The organism is Azospirillum brasilense (genome assembly GCF_005222205.1).
GTDB classification, from domain to species: Bacteria; Pseudomonadota; Alphaproteobacteria; order Azospirillales; family Azospirillaceae; genus Azospirillum; species Azospirillum brasilense_G.
This window is the reverse complement of the sequence record NZ_CP032346.1, coordinates 385,659-402,911: the sequence shown is the minus strand read 5'-3', so window position 1 is coordinate 402,911 and position 17,253 is coordinate 385,659. Positions and strand designations below refer to the sequence as shown.

Genomic DNA, 17,253 nt, shown 5'->3' with positions numbered 1-17,253 from the left:
TTACTTGCGGTAGCAGGCCTTCTTCGCCGCTTCCGCGATGCGGTCGGGCGAAGGAAGGACGAGCTTTTCCAGGTTCGCCGCGTAGGGCATCGGCACGTCGAGGCCGGTCACGCGGATCACCGGGGCGTCCAGATAGTCGAAGGCCTGCTCCATCATCAGGGCCGACAGCTCGGCGCCGATGCCGCAGGTCGGCCAGGCCTCCTCGACGGTGATGAGGCGGTTGGTCTTCTTGACCGAGTTGACGATGGTCTCGGTGTCGAGCGGACGGATCGTGCGCAGGTCGATGACCTCGGCGCTGATGCCCTCCTTCTCCAGCAGGTCGGCGGCGGCGAGCGCGTAGCTGACCATCAGCGAATGGGCGGTGATCGTCACGTCCGTGCCGGCGCGGCGGATCTTGGCGCGGCCGATCGGAACGATGAAGTCCTCGCTCTCCGGCACCTCGAAGGACTGGCCGTAGAGGATCTCGTTCTCGAGGAAGATGACCGGGTTCGGATCGCGGATCGCCGACTTCATCAGGCCCTTGAAGTCCGACGCGCTGTAGGGCGCGACGACCTTCAGGCCGGGCACGCTGGCGTACCAGGGGGTGAAGTCCTGGCTGTGCTGCGCGGCGACGCGGGCGGCCGCACCGTTCGGGCCGCGGAACACGATCGGGCAGCCCATCTGGCCGCCGGACATGTACAGCGTTTTGGCGGCGGAGTTCACGATGTGGTCGATCGCCTGCATCGCGAAGTTGAAGGTCATGAACTCGACGATCGGGCGCAGGCCGCGGAAGGCAGCACCAACGCCGAGGCCGGCGAAGCCGATCTCGGTGATCGGCGTGTCGATGACGCGGTCGGCGCCGAACTCCTGGAGCAGGCCCTGCGACACCTTGTAGGCGCCCTGGTACTGCGCGACCTCCTCACCCATCAGGAAGACGGTCGGGTCGCGGCGCATCTCTTCGGCCATGGCGTCGCGCAGCGCTTCGCGGACGGTCTTCTTGACCGTCTTGTCGAAGAACTTGTCCTCGTCCGACGCCGGCGGCGCGGCGGCCGGGCCGCTGGCCGGACCGACCGGCAGGGTGGCCGGCGCGTGCTCGCCCGTCTCTTTCACCACCGGCTCGGCGGTGACCTTCGGGGCCGGCACCGGGGAGCCGGACACGGCGTCGGTGACGCTCTCGCCCTCGCCGAGGATCACGGCGATGGGGGTGTTCACGGCGACGTTCTCGGTGCCCTCGGCGACCAGGATCTTGCCGATGCGGCCTTCGTCGACCGCCTCGACCTCCATGGTCGCCTTGTCGGTCTCGATCTCGGCGAGCACGTCGCCGGACTTGACCTCGTCACCTTCTTTTTTGACCCATTTCGCCAGCTTGCCCTCGGTCATGGTGGGCGACAGCGCCGGCATCAGCACTTCGATCGGCATTCCTCAACCTCCGGCGGCGCGGGTTCACCGGGAGGCGAAGCCTCCGGCCCTCGGCGCCGCTCCTGCTTATCGTTGTCGTCAGGCTTCGACCAGGACGTCCGTCCACAGCTCCGCCGGATCGGGCTCGGGGCTCTGCTGCGCGAATTCGGCAGCCTCGGTCACCACGGCCTTGACCTCGCGGTCGATCTCTTTGAGCTGGTCCTCGGTCACGTAAGCGCCTTCCAGCAGGACGCGCTTCAGGTTGTCGATCGGATCGGACTCGCTCCGCATCTTCTCGACCTCCTCCTTGGTCCGGTACTTGGCCGGGTCGGACATCGAGTGGCCGCGGTAGCGGTAGGTCTTCATCTCGAGGATGACCGGGCCGTTGCCGGCGCGGATGTACTCCACCCACTTGTCGGCGGCCTCGCGGACCTCCAGGACGTCCATGCCGTTGACCTGATGGCCGGGAATGCCGTAGGCCGCGCCGCGCTGGTGCAGTTCGCCCGCCGAGGCGCGCTCCTGCGAGGTGCCCATGGCGTACTTGTTGTTCTCGATCACGTAGAGCACCGGCAGCTTCCACAGAGCCGCCATGTTGAAGCTCTCGTAAACCTGACCCTGGTTGATGGCGCCGTCGCCGCAATAGACCGCGGACAGGCCGTCATCCTTGTTGTACTTGTGCGAGAAGGCGAGCCCGGTGCCCAGCGGGACCTGCGCGCCGACGATGCCGTGGCCGCCGTAGAAGTTCTTCTCGCGGCTGAACATGTGCATCGAGCCGCCCTTGCCCTTGGAGTAGCCTCCACGGCGGCCGGTCAGCTCGGCCATCACGCCCTTCGGGTCCATGCCGCAGGCCAGCATGTGGCCATGGTCACGGTAGCTGGTGATGACGTCGTCGTTGTCCTTCAGCGCGGCCTGGATGCCGACCACAACGGCTTCCTGGCCGATGTAGAGGTGGCAGAAACCGCCGATGAGGCCCATGCCGTAGAGCTGGCCCGCCTTCTCCTCGAAGCGGCGGATCAGAAGCATCTCGCGATAGTACTTGATCAGGTCCTCGGTCGAAGCGGCCTGCTTCGAAGCGGAGTCAGTCTGCGCCTTCGGACGGCGTCGTGACGCGGCCATGTTTCCTCCCCAGGGTTTATGCAGCGACGGCAAGCGAACAGCCAGGGCTGCAGCACGTTGCGAGGGTACATCCCACTTATGAGGGTGCATCCCCCTCGCACCGGAAGCGGATGCGGGGCGCACAGTACACGACAAGCGCACGAGACGCAAATATCTGTTTTTAAACGCGAAATTCGGCGTTAACCGGCTTTCGGTTAATTCACTGATATGACCTACTTCTCAGCGCTAGCATCACCTTCGACCTGCGCCGGAGGGAGTGCGATTATGACGTCGCGGGGGCCTGAAAGGTTCAACATCGTGCGCGCACGCTCGTCCAGCATGTCGCGGTCCAGGTGGTCGCTGCGCATCAGTTGCGCGCGGCGGTCCATTCGCTCGCGCTCGGCCTTCACCTGATCGAGGACGGATTCCGCCGTGGCGATCTCCGCCTTCAGGTGGTTCATGGCGAGCAGCCCGCGGTCCCCCTGGACGGCGTAATAGACGAAGTAGGCGACGACGCAGGAGCCGATGGCCGGCCCGATGGCCTGGCGAAGGGCGCTTTTGGCGGCGCGTTTCAGCGAGTCGGTGAGGTTCTGGAGCATGGTCATGGCGGTATGATGGAATCATACGCGATTCCTTCGGTCAAACGGAAAAGAAGCAATCCGAAAGAATTCACCGCACTATGCTCTTTGCGCCGCCGAGTAATAGGCGGTTTACACCCCCAAAGGAGAATGACGCACTGCGCAACCTTCGAAAGAAGGCGGGTTGCGCTTCACTCCGGCGGAACCTCGCGCGGGCGGCGGTCCTCGCCGATGGCGACGTAGGTGAAGACGCCCTCCGTTACCTTGATGGCCTCCCCCGCGCTGCGCTGGCGGCGCACCCAGGTCTCGACCCGCACGCGGATGGAGGTTCGGCCCACCTTGGTGACATGGGCGAAACAGCTCACCTCGTCGCCGACATAGACCGGCTTGTGGAAGGTCATTGCCTCGATCCCCACCGTCGCCACGCGCCCACCGGCACGGCGCAGGGCGGCGACCCCGCCGGCCAGATCCATCTGGGACAGCAGCCAGCCGCCGAAGATGTCGCCGTTGGGGTTGGTGTCCGCCGGCATGGCGATGGTGCGCAGCGCCGGGCCGCCCTCCATGTCCGGGTGGGCCATATCGGGTTGGGCCTGGTTCTGATCGGTGGGTGTGCCGTCGCTCATCGTGCCTCCGCCCTCATTCCTTCTGGGGTCGAAAAAGCGCATCACAAAATATGGTGCGGGGAGTATATAGGAGCCACCGCATGCGCTTGCGCAGCCCTGACGAAATTCCTATAACTGGGGCCATGAGCGATCTTTTCGAGAACACGGCGCGCAAGGCCGAGACCTATTCCGCCCAGGATATCGAGGTTCTGGAGGGGCTTGAGCCCGTCCGCCGGCGCCCCGGCATGTACATCGGCGGCACCGACGACCGGGCGCTGCACCATCTGGTGGCCGAGGTTCTGGACAACGCCATGGACGAGGCGGTGGCCGGCCACGCCAGCCGCATCGACCTGGAGCTGACCGCCGACGGCACGGTGGTGGTGCGCGACAACGGGCGCGGCATCCCGATCGACGACCACCCCAAGTACCCGGGCAAGTCGGCGCTGGAGGTCATCCTCACCACCCTGCATTCGGGCGGCAAATTCTCCAACAAGGTCTACCAGACCTCCGGCGGCCTGCACGGCGTCGGCCTGTCGGTGGTGAACGCCCTGTCCGACCGCCTGACGGTCGAGGTGGCGCGCGACCGCCAGCTCTACGTGCAGCACTACAGCCGGGGCCTGCCCCAAGGGCCGCTGACCCGCCAGGGCGCGGCCAATCGCCGCGGCACGACCATCCGCTTCCACGCCGACCCCGAGATTTTCGGCGAGGCCGCCCATTTCGAACCGCACCGCCTGTACCGGCTGGCGCGCTCCAAGGCCTACCTGTACCGGGGCGTGGAGATCCGCTGGAGCTGCGACCCGTCGCTGCTGTCGCCCGACAGCACCACTCCGGCGCAGGAGACGCTGCATTTCCCCGGCGGCCTGCTCGATTACCTGAACGCCGCCCTGAAGGAACGCCGGACGCTGACCCGCCTGCCCTTCTCCGGCGCGCTGGACTTCCCGAACCAGCAGGGCCGCGTGGAATGGGCCATCGCCTGGCCGGAGGATGACGAGGGCTTCTCGCACACCTACTGCAACACGGTGCCCACCCCGCAGGGCGGCACGCACGAGGCCGGCCTGCGCGCCGCGCTGACCCGCGGCCTGAAGGGCTACGGCGAGCTGACCAACAACAAGCGCGCCGCCCAGGTCACCGCGGACGACGTGATGGGCGACGCCTGCATCCTGCTGTCGGTCTTCATCCGCGATCCGCATTTCCAGGGCCAGACCAAGGAGAAGCTGGTGACGGCGGAAGCCCACCGGCTGGTCGAGGCGGCGATCAAGGATCACTTCGACCACTGGCTGTCCGGCGACCCGTCCTCCTCCAAGGCCCTTCTGGAACGGCTGATCGAGAAGGCGGAGGAGCGCGCCAAGCGCAAGCAGTCCAAGGAGTTGGGACGCAAGTCCGCGACCCGCCGCCTGCGCCTGCCCGGCAAGCTGGCCGACTGCTCCCGCAACGCGCCGGAGGGGACGGAAATCTTCCTGGTCGAGGGCGATTCGGCGGGCGGCTCCGCCAAGCAGGCGCGCAACCGCGAGACCCAGGCCATCCTGCCGCTGCGCGGCAAGATCCTGAACGTCGCCTCGGCCTCCTCCGACAAGATGAAGGCGAACCAGGAGCTGAACGACCTCACCCAGGCGCTGGGCTGCGGGGTGGGCAAGGACTTCTCCAGCGACAAGCTGCGCTACGAGCGGGTCATCATCATGACCGACGCCGACGTGGACGGTGCGCACATCGCTTCGCTGCTGATGACCTTCTTCTACCGGGAGATGGGCGGGCTGATCCAGAACGGGCACCTGTATCTGGCCCTGCCGCCACTCTACCGCATCAGCCACGGCGCCAAGTCGGTCTACGCCCGCGATGACGCCCACAAGGACCAGCTCCTCAACAAGACCTTCAAAGGCAAGAAGGTTGAGATCAGCCGGTTCAAGGGCTTGGGCGAAATGATGCCAGCCCAGCTCCGCGAGACGACCATGGACCCGGCCAAGCGGACGCTGCTGCGCGTCGTCGTGCCCAACAGCGCCGACCCGGAGCAGGCGGAGGACGTGAAGGCTACCAGGACCCGGGTCGAGGAGCTGATGGGCCGCCGTCCGGAGCTGCGCTTCCAGTTCATCCAGGAGAACGCGAAGTTCGTCCGGGTCGACGACATCGACGTGTAAGCCGCGGCGCGCTACGCTCGTTGGTGTACAAACCAACTGCATGGACTCCGCCCGCATGAGCACGCCGCTCACCCTGTTCCAGACGGACCTGTTCCGCCCGACCTACCGCCCGTGGAAGGGGGAACGTTGGGAGCTTCTGCTCGCCCCGATGCTGATCTGCAAGGGCTATTGGAGCGAGGCGATGCTGGTCACCGATATGGCCGGGCTGATCCGCCATGACGGTCCAGCGTCGCGCACCTGGATGTCGATGACCCCGATGGAGATCGAAAGTCAGGAGATCGGCTGCCGTTTCGCGACGGGGTACACGGTGGCCATGGGGCTCGGCATGGGCTGGGCCGCCGCCAACGCCGCCCTGCGGCCCGAGGTCACGCACGTCACCGTGGTGGAACTCGATCCCGAGGTGATCGCGGTGAACGCCACCATGGACGTGTTCGGCCAGCTCCCGCCCGAGGCCGCCGCCAAGGTGACGGTGATCCAGGGCGACGCTCTCGCCCACAGGTCCGACGAGCCGGCGGACACCCTGATGGCCGACATCTGGCAGCCGCTCTACGGCGACGACCGGCTGGAGCAGGTGCGCCGCATGCGGGACAACACCGGTGCCGCCCGGGTCTACTACTGGGGCCAGGAGATGGACATCGCCCATCGCGCCCGCCAGCTCGGCCTGCCTCTGGACGCCGCCTCGGTCACCCGCATCGTCGCGGACATGGACCTGCCACTGATCGGCCCGGCGGAGATCGTCACCTATCCGGACCTGATCGAGCGCGCCGCACGGAACTGGCTGCGCGCCGATTGGCCCTTGCCGGGACACGCGGTCGGCTGAGCGGCGGCTCTTCCGGGGGACGCGAGCTTGCCGCCGGTCCAGCGGCACCCCATGATTGTTTCCCCTGACCACTCAGCAGCCCAGGCGAGCCATGACCTTCCTGTCCCGTGCCGGTGTTCTCGCCCTCTGCGCGATGGCGGCGGCCTGCACCAACGAACGCGTGGTGGCCGACCTGCCCGTCCCCGCCTACACGCTGAGCGAGGTGTCCTACGCCGCCTCAAACCGCGACCTGCGCGTGGTGATCCACGGCAATCCGTTCGGCATGGACCCGCAGACCTTCGGGCCGCTGGTGACCGCCAACATGCAGAACCGCATCTCCGGCGTGCGCACCAACTTCACCACCACGCCGAACCAGACGGCGCGGCCCGACTACCGGGTCGTCCTGGCCTTCAACCCCGCAGAGACGACGCTGAACTCGTACCTGTGCAGCGGCCAGCCCCTGCGCACCAGCCCGCCCGGCGGTCCCATCGTGGTCCAGGGCGCCTTCTGCCGGGGCGGCGGAGCGCTGTCCTCGGCGACCGGCTGGCTCGACCGTCCGCAGGGACCGAACGACCCGGATTTCCGGTCGCTCATCAGCGATATGACCTTTGCCCTTTTTCCCGCCCGCCGCGCCGACCTGGACGGTTGCAGCGGGGGTCCTGACTGCTGAGGCGGAGAACGACGTTCAGGCGTAGAGAAGCCACTGGCGCAGCAGGGCGGTGACCGCCTGCGGCTGTTCCATGGCCGACAGATGACCGCAATCCTCGATCAGGGCGAGGCGGGCGCCGGGGATGCCCTCGGCCATCTCCTCGTGCAGCGCGGGGGGCGTGATGGCGTCCTGCCGCCCGCACAGCACCAGCGTCGGGCAGGCGATGGCCCCCAGCCCGGGGCGGCTGTCCGGACGGTTCATGATGGCGGTCTGCTCCCGGATGTAGCCGTCCGCCCCGACCCGCTGGGCCTGGGCCTGCACCGAGTCGACCAAGGCGGCCTCGCCGCTGCGGTCGGGATGGACGAGGCGCGGCATGCCGGCGGCCACCACCTGCCGCAGCCGCCCCTGCCCCACCAGACGAACGGCGTCCTGGCGGGTGGCCGTCTGCTCCGGCGTGTCGGGGCGGGCGCTGGTGTCGAGCAGGGCGAGCTTCGCCACGCGCTGCGGCGCCTGCCGCAAAATCTCGAAGGCGACGTAGCCGCCCATCGACAGTCCGGCAAGGGCGAACCGCTCGGGCGCCCGCGCCAGCACGGCGGCGGCGAGGGCCGACATGGAGTCCTGGCCGGTCAGGTCGCCGACCGTCGGCTCCGCCACATCGGCCAGATGGTTGGTCTGGTGCTCCCACAGCGCCGCGTCCAGCGGCATGCCGGGCAGCAGGATCAGGGGAATCCGGTCGCTCATCACTCTTCCTCTCCTGGTCTGGCTTTGTTGTTCTGGTTCTCCGGTCCGGATCAGCGGATCAAGTCCAGCACCGCCTTGAAGGCGGGAATGTCGGAGCGCTCCATCCATTCGAACAGGACCATCTCCGTGCTCACGACGGTCGCCCCGGCGGCGCGCATGCGGGCGATGCCAAGCTCCGCGTTGGCCGGGGTGCGGGAGGACACGGCGTCCGCCACCAGCACCACCTCGTACCCCAGACCGACCAGCGAGAGCGCCGTCTGCATCACGCAGACATGGGCCTCCGACCCGGCCAGAACGACCTGCCGGCGGCCGAGCCGGTCCAGCCGTTCCAAAAAGGCCGGCTCCCGCGCGGCGGAGAAGCTGATCTTCTCCACCACCCCGTCCGGCGGCAGCAAGGCGCGCAGGGATGCGGCGGTCGGGCCGAGGCCTTTGGGATACTGTTCGGTGGCGAAGGCCGGCACGCCGAGCAAGGCGGCGGCCTTCAGCAGTGTGGCCGCGTTGCGCTCCACCCGCGCGGACTCGGCGATGGCCGGCATCAGTTTCTCCTGGATATCGACCACCACCAGGACGGAACTTGCGGAGGACAGTAGCATCGGAGGGGTGCCTTTTTTCTTGGTCCGGTCCGGGCGGAGGAAAAGGCCGAAACCGGCCTGCAAGCCGCCACGGACCCCGGATTTCCGCGGTTTTCGCGGCCTTTTCACAGCCTAGCCGAGCGGACGCGGCCCGCCAAGCGGCCCATCCGGAGCGGCGCGTTGCGCGATTTCATCACAAGGTCTATTGACAGCGCCCTTTGACTTCATATTCTGCCGCACCATCTACTCGTCGGGCCGTATCGGCACGATTTTCGCACTCCAGACAGAAACAGGTTGGATGCTCTTTTCGGAACTTGGGCTTGGACCTGACGTCCTGCGGGCAATCGAGGACAAGGGTTACACCCAGCCGACGCCAATTCAGGAACAGGCCATTCCCTGGGTCCTGCAAGGCCGCGACGTGCTCGGCTGCGCGCAAACCGGCACCGGGAAGACGGCCAGCTTCACCTTGCCGATGATCAGCATCCTGGCGTCGGGCCGGGCGCGGGCGCGCATGCCCCGGTCGCTCATCCTGGAGCCGACTCGTGAGCTGGCGGCGCAGGTCGCCGAGAGCTTCGAGACCTACGGCAAGCACCACAAGCTCAGCATGGCGCTCCTGATCGGCGGCGAGACCTTCACCGAGCAGGTGAAGCGGCTGGACCGCGGGGTGGACGTGCTGATCGCGACGCCGGGCCGTCTGATCGACCTGTTCGAGCGCGGCAACATCATGCTCAACGACATCAAGGTCTTCGTCATCGACGAGGCGGACCGGATGCTCGACATGGGCTTCATCCCGGACATCGAGCGGATCGTCAGCAAGCTGCCCAAGCTGCGGCAGACGCTGTTCTTCTCCGCCACCATGCCGCCGGAGATCCGCCGTCTGGCCGACGCCTTCCTGTCGAACCCGAAGGAAGTGACCGTCGCCCCGCCCGCCTCCCCGTCGGAGACGGTGACCCAGGCCATGGTGCTGGTGCACGAGGAGGACAAGCGCAAGGCGCTGCGCCACCTGCTGCGCACCGAGGACGTCAAGAACGCCTTCATCTTCTGCAACCGCAAGCGCGACGTCGCCATCCTGCAGAAGTCGCTGGAGAGCCACGGCTTCAACGCCGGCGCGCTGCACGGCGACATGGTGCAGTCGAAGCGGATGGAGACGCTGGAGGCCTTCAAGAAGGGCGAGATCACGCTGCTCGTCTGCTCCGACGTGGCGGCGCGCGGCCTCGATGTGCAGGGGCTCAGCCACGTCTTCAATTTCGACGTGCCGATCAGCGCCGAAGATTATGTCCACCGCATCGGACGCACCGGCCGGGCCGGTCGCTCGGGACGCGCCTTCACGCTCGCCAGCCCGCTGGACGGCAAGCAGGTTTCGGCCATCGGCCGTCTCATCAAGCGGGAGATTCCGTTGATCGCCATTGACGGCCTCGAGTCGGCCGAGTTCCTCAGCGAGGACGAGGCGCGCCGTGGCCGCAGCCGTGGCCGTGGCAAGGACAAGGAACGCGGCGACCGCGCGCCGCGTGGCGAGCGCGCCGAACGCCCTGACCGCGAGGAACGGGCGCCCCGTGAGGAGCGTCAGGCCCGCGACGATCGTCAACCGCGCGAGGAGCGGCCCAGCCGCGACGAACGTCCGGTGCGCGAGGACCGGCAGCCCCGTGAGGAGCGCCAGCCGCGCGAATCGCTGGCCGCCGCCGAGAGCCGCCGGCAGGAACCGCGTCGGGATCGTGACCGCGATCGCCGCCGCCGCCGCGACGAGGACGAGGACGACACACCCGTGATCGGCTTCGGCGACCACATGCCGGCCTTCATGCTCCGCTCCGCGCGGCGCCCGGCCCCGGCCGAACCCGCCGAGCAATCCTCGCAGGAGGGCTGACCGCCATGCAGACCATCTTCGTCATGGTCAAATGCGAGCTGGGCAAGGCCTATCAGGTGGCCGATCAGGCCGTTCAGGACATCGAGCAGGTGTCGGAGGTGCACTCCATCTCCGGCCAGTACGATCTGCTGATGAAGTGTTATCTGCCCCAGGATCTGGACATCGGCCGATTCGTGACCGAAAACATCCAGACCCTGACCGGGGTGCGCGACACCTTCACCCTCATCGCCTACAAGGCGTTTGCCTGAGGGTCGGAGGGCGGTCGGACCGCTTCGGAAAAGGCTTGTACAAGGGACCGTCCGCCGGTTGCGGGCGGTCCCTTTTTTCATGACTCGCCCGGCCGGCAACAGACGTCGGACAATTCGCGAAACATGCCGCGAAACCGTTGACTTGGCCGGTTGGTTACCTCAAACGTTCCGCATGTCCCAGCTCCCGTCCCGACATGCCCGGCGCGCCCGCGCCACCAGCCCGAAGATGCACCGCCCGTTGGACCGCCGGTCGCTGGTCCTGCGATCCGGCATCGTCGCCCTGATGGCCGCCTGCGGCGTCGTCCTGGCCGATCTGGCCGATGCGCAGCAGCCCCCCCCTCCGGCAGCGCAGGCGGACGCCGCGCCGCCCGCCGGGGCGGACCAGGGCGGACGGCTCGAAGTGGTGGTTCCAACGCCGGGCCCGTCCAACGGAAGGCCGCAGGACCCCCCGGTCCTTCTGGGAGCGGACACGGTCACCTTCGACGAGGCGAACAGCCTCGTGACGGCGTCGGGCAACGTCGAGCTGTCGCAGGGCGCGCGGACGGTCCACGCCGACACGATCACTTACAACCAGAAGACCAAGGTGGTCATCGCCTCCGGCAACGTCCGTCTGGTCGAGCCTTCGGGCGACATCCTGTTCTCGAACTACGCGGAACTGACCGACGACATGCGCGACGCGTTCGTCGAGAACGTCCGCGTGCTGATGACCGACAACAGCCGCATGGCCGGCACCGAGGGCGAGCGGCGCGGCGGGCGGCTGATCCGCCTGAATCGCGCCGTCTACAGCCCCTGCGAACTCTGCCAGACCGATCCGACCCGTGCGCCGATCTGGCAGATTCGTGCCGCCCGCGTGGTGCAGGACAACGAGGATCACGAGGTCCGCTACCGCGACGCCGTGATGGAGATGTTCGGCGTTCCGTTCTTCTACACGCCCTACCTGTCCCACCCCGACCCGACGGTCGACCGGCGCTCCGGCTTCCTGACGCCCAGCTTCCGGAACAACTCGAATCTCGGTTTCGGGGCCATCTCCCATTACTATTGGGACATCGCACCGGACCAGGATGCGACCTTCGACGTCGGCGGCTACTCCGAACAGGGACTCTTCCTGGGCGCGCAGTACCGCAAGCGCTTCGAAAACGGACGGCTGCAGCTCGATGTGTCGGGAACGCAGGGTGAGATCCCCAACGGCACGCTGAAGGGCGCCGACGACCGCCGGTGGCGTGGCCATGCCTTCGCCAGCGGCCTGTTCGACATCGACGAGACGTGGCGCTGGGGCTTCAACCTGAAGCGGGCCAGCGACGAGCTGTATCTGCGCCGCTACTTCAACATCCGCGACGAGGTGCTGACCAGCCGCGCCTTCGTCGAAGGCTTCAACGGGCGCAACTACGCCGCGGTCAACGCCTACGCCTTCCAGGATCTGCGCTGGGGCAACCCGGTCCAGGAGCCCTACGTCCTTCCCGAAGCGCGCTACAACGCGTTGGGTGAGCCGGGAAGTCTGCTGGGCGGGCGCTGGTCCCTGGACAGCAGCCTGCTGGCGATTGCCCGGCCGGGCAGCGGCGGCCCCGACACCCAGCGGCTGGCCATGCAGCCCGGCTGGCAGCGGGACATCTATTCCAACCTGGGTTTCGTCACCACCATCGAAGGCAGCGTCCTGCTGGCCGGCTACACCGCCCAGCGGTTCGATCCGAACGACCCGGCCGGAACCGGCGGCAACGACAGTGTTCAGCGCCTGCGCTTCTTCCCGCAGGCCACGACCACGGTCCGCTACCCCTTCGTCCGCTATGGGGAGAGCAGTTTCCAGACCATCGAGCCCATCGGGCAGGTCAGCGTGTCGCCGAAGGTGGACAATGATCCGGCTTTCCCGAACGAGGACAGCCTCGACGTCGAGTTCGACGAGGTCAACCTGCTGATGCCCAACCGCTTCACCGGCATCGACCGGCTGGACGGCGGCCTGCGCGCCACCTACGGCCTGCGCACGACGTTCCAGGGCTACAAGACCGGGTCGGCCAGCCTGTTCGTCGGCCAGAGCTTCCGCGCCGACGACACGGAGAATTTCCGCGGTGGGTCGGGCCTCGACAAGAAGTCGTCGGATTACGTCGGCCGCCTCGACCTCCGCCCGGCGGACTGGCTGGATGTGAATTACGGCTTCCGCATCGACCATGACACGCTGAAGCCGCGCCGACACTCGGTCAACGCATCGGCCGGCGTGCCGCTGCTGCGCGTTGCCGGCACCTACACCTATGTCGACCAGACGGAAAATCCCTACGTCGTCGAACGGAACGAGGTGGAGCAGGCAGGCATCTCGGTGTCGTCGCAGTTTTCGGAACACTGGTCGATCGGCGTGTCCCATTCCCAGGCCTTCCGTCCCGATGCCGGGCCGCGCTCCAGCGCAGGCGTGCTCCGCTATCAGGACGAATGCCTGATCTTCGAAACCATCGCCCAGCGCGACTACACCGTCATCCAGAACGGCGAGCAGGAAGGGAACACCATCTTCTTCCGCTTCGTGTTCAAGAATGTCGGCGAGTTCCGCACGCCGGGCATCAGCGCCGGATTCCTCGGGCCGTCCGGGGCCAGCAACTGATCTGGGGCGGCGTCTCCAGCCAAGGTCAAGGGGTTGCATCGGGCGGCCGATCTGGGTAGCCATAGCACCCTCCTCTTCCGCTCGGGTTTGCTGCACATGGCCTTGGGACGCTACGACTACGAACGCCGTTATCGCCGCCGCTTCTGGGCGGGGTTCGCGAAGTTCGGTCTGTTCGCCGCCGTTCTCCTCGGTGTCGGTCTGTTCGCCTACCAGATGGGCATCGAGCAGTTGAAGGGCCGCGACGTCACGTTGCGGGAAGAGATCTCCACCCTGTCGCGCCAGAAGGCGGAGCTGGAACTGCTCGCCAGCCAGATGCAGCACGCCGCCCGCACGGCGGAGGCTCGCGCAACGGAGCTGGAAGGCCGGCTCCAGCGCGAAGTGCCGTCGGGCGATCTGGCGCGGCTGGCCGGCCTGGTGTCGGAACGGCTGAAGGGCGGCATGGACCCCAACCGCCTCGCCTTCGTGATCGCCCAGGTCCAGGCGGTGCGCAACTGCCAGCCGGCGGAAACCAAGCGATTCGCCCTGGCCACCCCTCTCCTGAAGTCGGGCAACCGCAGCACCAGCTTCAACAACGGCGCGGTGACGGTCAGCGGCGAGGGCCAGTCCTCGCGCAACGCGCAGGGCAACGCCGAAAGCTGGTTCGACCCGGCCCAGCCGGTGACCATCAAGATCGCCGGCATGGGCGGCAAGGAGACGGTCGCCAAGGGCGTTCTGCCGCTCCACCAGACGGTGGTGATCGACAACACCGAGTACCGCTTCACCTTCGCGCCCGGCGCCCGCTCATTCGTCGAGGTGACCGCCGACCGCTGTCCCTTCCCTTAAAGCGGATTTCGGCTCAGTTTAGATTCGGGTAGCCGCATAGCTTGAACCACGCTTTGGCGTCGGTGGCGGTGATCGCATTGAGGGCTGGGCCGAGTTCCTCGTTGAGGGCCTCGACGGTGCGGGCTTCCTTGGCGCGCAGGATTCCTTTGAGCTTGGCCCAGCCGGGCTCGATGGGCGACAGGTCGGGCGAGTAGCGCGGGAGGAAGCGGACACGGATCCCTGCGGTCTCAAAGGCGGCGAGGATATCGGCCCGCTTGTGAGCGGAAAGGTTGTCCATCACGACCACGGCGCCGGGTTTGTCGCGCCGGAGCACGGGCAAGAGCACCTGCTCGACAAAGGCGAGAAACACGGCCGAGGAGGTAGACGCCTCGATGCTCATGGCGGCCAGCATGCCTTCGGCGCTCAACGCCCCGAGCACCGTGACGCGGTGCCACGACCCACAGGGCACGGACCCGAGCGCCCGCTGGCCGCGCGGCGCCCGGGCCTGGGTGGGCGTCATCTGGGTGTTGATGCCGGTTTCATCGAGGAAAACCAAACGCGCCGGTTCGTGGACCACCGCATCGTCCCGGTAGGCCGCGCGTTCCGCGGCGATATCCATGCGCTCTTGCTCGCTGGCCCTCAGCGTCTTTTTTTGCGCGCCAACCCCAGCCGCTTCAAGGTGCGGCACACCACCGCCGGGCTCAGCGCGATGCCGGTGCGTGCGGCCAACCGGTCGCGGTACTGTGCCAGTGTCGCGTCATTATCCTCCCGCACCAAGGCCCGCAGCACGCTCACGCCCTCCGCGTCCAGTTTGGCTGGTACGCCGCCGGCATGGGGCTTGGCGACCCGCCGCCCCTCAAGGCGCGCGGCCCGCACCCAGTTGTACGCGCAGGCTCGGCTGATCTGGAAGCGCCGCGCCAGCAACTCGGGGCCGCCCTCGTGGCGCTCATAAGCCAGCAGAACCCGTTCGCGCAGATCGGCGGAATATGGCTGGCCCATGGCGCGCGGTCCTTCAGCGGTGTCTTCCTCCAACCGCTCAGGCCAGCCAAAATTCCGTCTATACTCAGCGACAATCCGCTTTAAAGCGAACGTCCGTTCGCTTTAGATTCACATCGCCTCACTCGCCGGCGGGCTTCGGCCGCACGTGCGGCCGGGACCGCCGTCGCGGTGCAAAGCGGATTGCAATCCGCTTTAATCCTCGTCAGCGACGGTAAAGGGGCGAGGCGGCTTTCCCGTCGCATGGATGTCCCACATCGTCGCGTAGGCGCGCTCCAGGGCGCGGGCGAAACGATCGGTGTCGAACAGCGGCGCGCGGTCCCGTTCCGCCGACAGCCGCGCTTTCAACCGGGCGAGGCCGTCCGGATCGCGGGCCAACCGCAAGGCCATGGCTTCATAATCGGCAAGCGAGCGGACGGCCAACTCCGGCAGGCCGGCGGCGCGCAGCAGGCTTGCCCCGACGCGGGACGCGAACCCTTCCCCCGGCACCGTCAGCACCGGCAGGCCCGCCCACAGCGCGTCGCTGGCCGTGGTGTGGGCGCCGACCGGCGTGGTGTCGAGGAACAGGTCGGCCAGGCGGTGGCGCGCCAGATGCTCCGCCGGTGGGCGCCGGGGGGCGAAGACCAGCCGGTCCGCCGCCACGCCGCGGCGCACCGCCTCCCGCCGCAGGTTCCCGCTCGCCTCCGGGTGGCTGTCGAGCAGCCACAGCACGCTGTCCGGGACCGCGGTCAACAGACGGCACCACAGCTCGAACACGGCCGGCGTGATTTTGTAGGCGGCGTTGAAACAGCAGAAGACCATGCCCCGCTCCGGCAGGCCGCAGGCGGCGCGGGATGGGGTCGGGCCGATCGGCCGGTTGCGGTCGTTTGGCTGGTAGCAGACCGGAAGCTGAACGATCCGCTCCGTGTAGAAGGGCTGTTGGTCGAGCGGCGTCACCAGAGGGTCGCCGATCACGTAGTCGATGAAACCGGCGCCCATCGTCCCCGGATAGCCCAGCCATTGCACCTGCACGGGGGCGGGCCGGTGGGCGGTGATCTCCGGCCGGGCGTGCTGGGTGTAGCCCTTGAGGTCCACCAGGATGTCGACTCCGTCCGCACGGATGCGCGCCGCCGCATCGGCATGGGAGCAGCCGGTCAGATCCACGAGGCGGTCGAAACCGGCGGCCAGCCGGCGCCGCATCCGGCCGCCGTCGTCCGGCCCATAGCTGTAACCGACGGGCTCCACCCGCTCCCGGTCGTGGCGCTCGATCAGTTCGGCGATGAGGGCGGCGGTGGCGTGCTCGTGAAAGTCGGCGGACAGGTAGCCGACGCGCAGCCGGGCGCGCGGTCCGGTGTCGCGGCGGGCCGGCATGGCGGCGATGCCGCGGGTCCGCCAGTCCGCGTAGCGGCCGGCGCAGGCCAGTTCCGCCGCCGGTCCGGCCCCCTCGCCGAGGAAGATCCAGGGATGGGCCTGCCGCGTCGCGCCGCCGCGCACCAGGGCCGCCAGTTGCGCGGACCGCTCCGCCAGTCCGGTCCAGCGGCAGAGATGCCGCATTTGCTGAACCAGCTGGGCGAGCACGCCGCCCGCGTCGGTCAGGCCGACCGCCAGGGCGCGCTCGAAGGCCGGCAGGCTGTCCGCGAGGCGTCCGGCCTCCTTCACCACCAGCCCGAGATTCGCCTGGGCCTCGGCCAGATCGGGACGCAGGGCCAGGGCGTTGCGATAACAGGTGGCGGCGGCCTCCGCCTGCCCCCGTTCCTGGACCACCGCGCCGAGGTTGAGCCAGCCGGGAACCAGCGTGGGATCGAGCGCCACGGCCCGGCGCAACGCCGTCTCCGCCGCCGCGCAGCGGCCGAGCGCGCGGAGCAGGACGCCCTGGTTGCAGGGGGCCGGGGCGAAGCGCGGCATCAGCCGCGCGGCCTCGCCATAGGCGTCGGCCGCCTCCGCGGTGCGGCCCAGCGCCTGGAGAGTCAGGCCCAGATTGAAATGGTTGCCGCCGAAATCCGGCAGCCAGGACAGGGCGGCGCGATGGTGCGCCTCGGCCTCGGCCGCCCGACCCTGCCGCCGCAACGCCTCGCCGAAGGCGGAGCGGGCCACCGCCTCCTCCGGGGTTCCGGGCTCGCCCAGCGCGTCGAGCGCGTCGAACAGCCCGGCTAGCGCTCCGGACTCGCCCGGCGCGGCGGCCAGCGCCTTGCGGCACTCCCCGATCCGCGTGCGGAGGTCGGCGATCATGCCCCTTGGCGGC

At 68.1% G+C, this 17,253-nt stretch carries 16 protein-coding genes; 7 read left to right on the top strand and 9 right to left on the bottom strand.

The annotated features are described in order from the left end of the window. From D3869_RS15905 to D3869_RS15890, 4 genes are all read right to left on the bottom strand, one after another. On the bottom strand, positions 1-1,398 hold the full coding sequence (locus D3869_RS15905) for a pyruvate dehydrogenase complex E1 component subunit beta (protein WP_137140959.1): 1,398 nt from the start codon (positions 1,396-1,398) through the stop codon (positions 1-3). 78 nt (positions 1,399-1,476) lie between these two features. After that, a complete protein-coding gene (gene pdhA / locus D3869_RS15900; RefSeq protein WP_014198781.1) occupies positions 1,477-2,493 on the bottom strand; it encodes a pyruvate dehydrogenase (acetyl-transferring) E1 component subunit alpha in 1,017 nt (338 codons plus the stop codon). A 212-nt stretch (positions 2,494-2,705) separates the two neighbouring features. Further along, the gene (locus D3869_RS15895) at positions 2,706-3,077 is read right to left on the bottom strand and encodes an FtsB family cell division protein (RefSeq protein ID WP_014198780.1); all 372 of its coding nucleotides are present in this window, start codon (positions 3,075-3,077) and stop codon (positions 2,706-2,708) included. A gap of 164 nt (positions 3,078-3,241) precedes the next feature. After that, positions 3,242-3,673, bottom strand: a complete 432-nt coding sequence (locus D3869_RS15890; protein WP_372712361.1) for an acyl-CoA thioesterase — start codon at positions 3,671-3,673, stop codon at positions 3,242-3,244. Positions 3,674-3,795: 122 nt separating this feature from the next. On the opposite strand from D3869_RS15890, the gene parE reads away from it, so the two are divergent. The 3 genes from parE (at position 3,796) to D3869_RS15875 (ending at position 7,253) form a co-directional block, all read left to right on the top strand. Further along, positions 3,796-5,784: a DNA topoisomerase IV subunit B gene (parE, locus tag D3869_RS15885; protein WP_137140958.1), complete on the top strand. Its 1,989-nt coding sequence runs from the start codon at positions 3,796-3,798 to the stop codon at positions 5,782-5,784. A 55-nt stretch (positions 5,785-5,839) separates the two neighbouring features. Continuing rightward, entirely contained in the window at positions 5,840-6,604 is a 765-nt protein-coding gene (locus D3869_RS15880; RefSeq protein WP_137140957.1) for a hypothetical protein, read from the top strand. Positions 6,605-6,695: 91 nt separating this feature from the next. Continuing rightward, positions 6,696-7,253: a hypothetical protein gene (locus D3869_RS15875; protein WP_137140956.1), complete on the top strand. Its 558-nt coding sequence runs from the start codon at positions 6,696-6,698 to the stop codon at positions 7,251-7,253. 15 nt (positions 7,254-7,268) lie between these two features. On the opposite strand, the gene D3869_RS15870 is transcribed toward D3869_RS15875, so the two are convergent. Both D3869_RS15870 and D3869_RS15865 read right to left on the bottom strand, forming a co-directional pair. Continuing rightward, positions 7,269-7,973 (bottom strand): alpha/beta fold hydrolase, encoded by a 705-nt coding sequence (locus tag D3869_RS15870; RefSeq protein ID WP_137140955.1) that lies wholly within the window; start codon positions 7,971-7,973, stop codon positions 7,269-7,271. Between the two features lie 50 nt (positions 7,974-8,023). Then, positions 8,024-8,566, bottom strand: a complete 543-nt coding sequence (locus tag D3869_RS15865; protein ID WP_137140954.1) for a hydrolase — start codon at positions 8,564-8,566, stop codon at positions 8,024-8,026. Between the two features lie 277 nt (positions 8,567-8,843). Between D3869_RS15865 and D3869_RS15860 the strand changes: the two genes are divergently transcribed. The 4 genes from D3869_RS15860 (at position 8,844) to D3869_RS15845 (ending at position 14,057) form a co-directional block, all read left to right on the top strand. Beyond that, positions 8,844-10,406 carry a DEAD/DEAH box helicase gene (locus D3869_RS15860; protein ID WP_137140953.1) on the top strand — a complete coding sequence of 521 codons (1,563 nt, stop codon included), beginning with the start codon at positions 8,844-8,846 and terminating at the stop codon, positions 10,404-10,406. 5 nt (positions 10,407-10,411) lie between these two features. Continuing rightward, positions 10,412-10,654 (top strand): Lrp/AsnC ligand binding domain-containing protein, encoded by a 243-nt coding sequence (locus D3869_RS15855; RefSeq protein WP_014198771.1) that lies wholly within the window; start codon positions 10,412-10,414, stop codon positions 10,652-10,654. A gap of 172 nt (positions 10,655-10,826) precedes the next feature. Continuing rightward, positions 10,827-13,235 (top strand): LPS-assembly protein LptD, encoded by a 2,409-nt coding sequence (locus tag D3869_RS15850; RefSeq protein ID WP_137140952.1) that lies wholly within the window; start codon positions 10,827-10,829, stop codon positions 13,233-13,235. A gap of 96 nt (positions 13,236-13,331) precedes the next feature. Further along, a complete protein-coding gene (locus tag D3869_RS15845) occupies positions 13,332-14,057 on the top strand; it encodes a hypothetical protein (protein WP_137140951.1) in 726 nt (241 codons plus the stop codon). A gap of 13 nt (positions 14,058-14,070) precedes the next feature. Here D3869_RS15845 and D3869_RS15840 read toward each other — a convergent pair whose 3' ends face one another. The 3 genes from D3869_RS15840 to D3869_RS15830 form a co-directional block, all read right to left on the bottom strand. Further along, positions 14,071-14,655: an IS630 family transposase gene (locus D3869_RS15840; RefSeq protein WP_247895652.1), complete on the bottom strand. Its 585-nt coding sequence runs from the start codon at positions 14,653-14,655 to the stop codon at positions 14,071-14,073. Between the two features lie 20 nt (positions 14,656-14,675). Continuing rightward, complete coding sequence (locus D3869_RS15835; protein ID WP_137140950.1) at positions 14,676-15,035, bottom strand: IS630 transposase-related protein; 360 nt, start codon at positions 15,033-15,035, stop codon at positions 14,676-14,678. 192 nt (positions 15,036-15,227) lie between these two features. Continuing rightward, positions 15,228-17,240 (bottom strand): tetratricopeptide repeat protein, encoded by a 2,013-nt coding sequence (locus D3869_RS15830; protein WP_137140949.1) that lies wholly within the window; start codon positions 17,238-17,240, stop codon positions 15,228-15,230. Positions 17,241-17,253 lie beyond the last annotated feature (13 nt).

Excerpts from the sequence above, each read along its gene's own strand:
- D3869_RS15905 (WP_137140959.1), bottom strand. The coding sequence starts at position 1,398 with ATGCCGATCGAAGTGCTGATGCCGGCGCTGTCGCCCACCATGACCGAG.
- pdhA (WP_014198781.1), bottom strand. The coding sequence starts at position 2,493 with ATGGCCGCGTCACGACGCCGTCCGAAGGCGCAGACTGACTCCGCTTCG.
- D3869_RS15895 (WP_014198780.1), bottom strand. The coding sequence starts at position 3,077 with ATGACCATGCTCCAGAACCTCACCGACTCGCTGAAACGCGCCGCCAAA.
- D3869_RS15890 (WP_372712361.1), bottom strand. The coding sequence starts at position 3,673 with ATGAGCGACGGCACACCCACCGATCAGAACCAGGCCCAACCCGATATG.
- parE (WP_137140958.1), top strand. The coding sequence starts at position 3,796 with ATGAGCGATCTTTTCGAGAACACGGCGCGCAAGGCCGAGACCTATTCC.
- D3869_RS15880 (WP_137140957.1), top strand. The coding sequence starts at position 5,840 with ATGAGCACGCCGCTCACCCTGTTCCAGACGGACCTGTTCCGCCCGACC.
- D3869_RS15875 (WP_137140956.1), top strand. The coding sequence starts at position 6,696 with ATGACCTTCCTGTCCCGTGCCGGTGTTCTCGCCCTCTGCGCGATGGCG.
- D3869_RS15870 (WP_137140955.1), bottom strand. The coding sequence starts at position 7,973 with ATGAGCGACCGGATTCCCCTGATCCTGCTGCCCGGCATGCCGCTGGAC.
- D3869_RS15865 (WP_137140954.1), bottom strand. The coding sequence starts at position 8,566 with ATGCTACTGTCCTCCGCAAGTTCCGTCCTGGTGGTGGTCGATATCCAG.
- D3869_RS15860 (WP_137140953.1), top strand. The coding sequence starts at position 8,844 with ATGCTCTTTTCGGAACTTGGGCTTGGACCTGACGTCCTGCGGGCAATC.
- D3869_RS15855 (WP_014198771.1), top strand. The coding sequence starts at position 10,412 with ATGCAGACCATCTTCGTCATGGTCAAATGCGAGCTGGGCAAGGCCTAT.
- D3869_RS15850 (WP_137140952.1), top strand. The coding sequence starts at position 10,827 with ATGTCCCAGCTCCCGTCCCGACATGCCCGGCGCGCCCGCGCCACCAGC.
- D3869_RS15845 (WP_137140951.1), top strand. The coding sequence starts at position 13,332 with ATGGCCTTGGGACGCTACGACTACGAACGCCGTTATCGCCGCCGCTTC.
- D3869_RS15840 (WP_247895652.1), bottom strand. The coding sequence starts at position 14,655 with ATGGATATCGCCGCGGAACGCGCGGCCTACCGGGACGATGCGGTGGTC.
- D3869_RS15835 (WP_137140950.1), bottom strand. The coding sequence starts at position 15,035 with ATGGGCCAGCCATATTCCGCCGATCTGCGCGAACGGGTTCTGCTGGCT.
- D3869_RS15830 (WP_137140949.1), bottom strand. The coding sequence starts at position 17,240 with ATGATCGCCGACCTCCGCACGCGGATCGGGGAGTGCCGCAAGGCGCTG.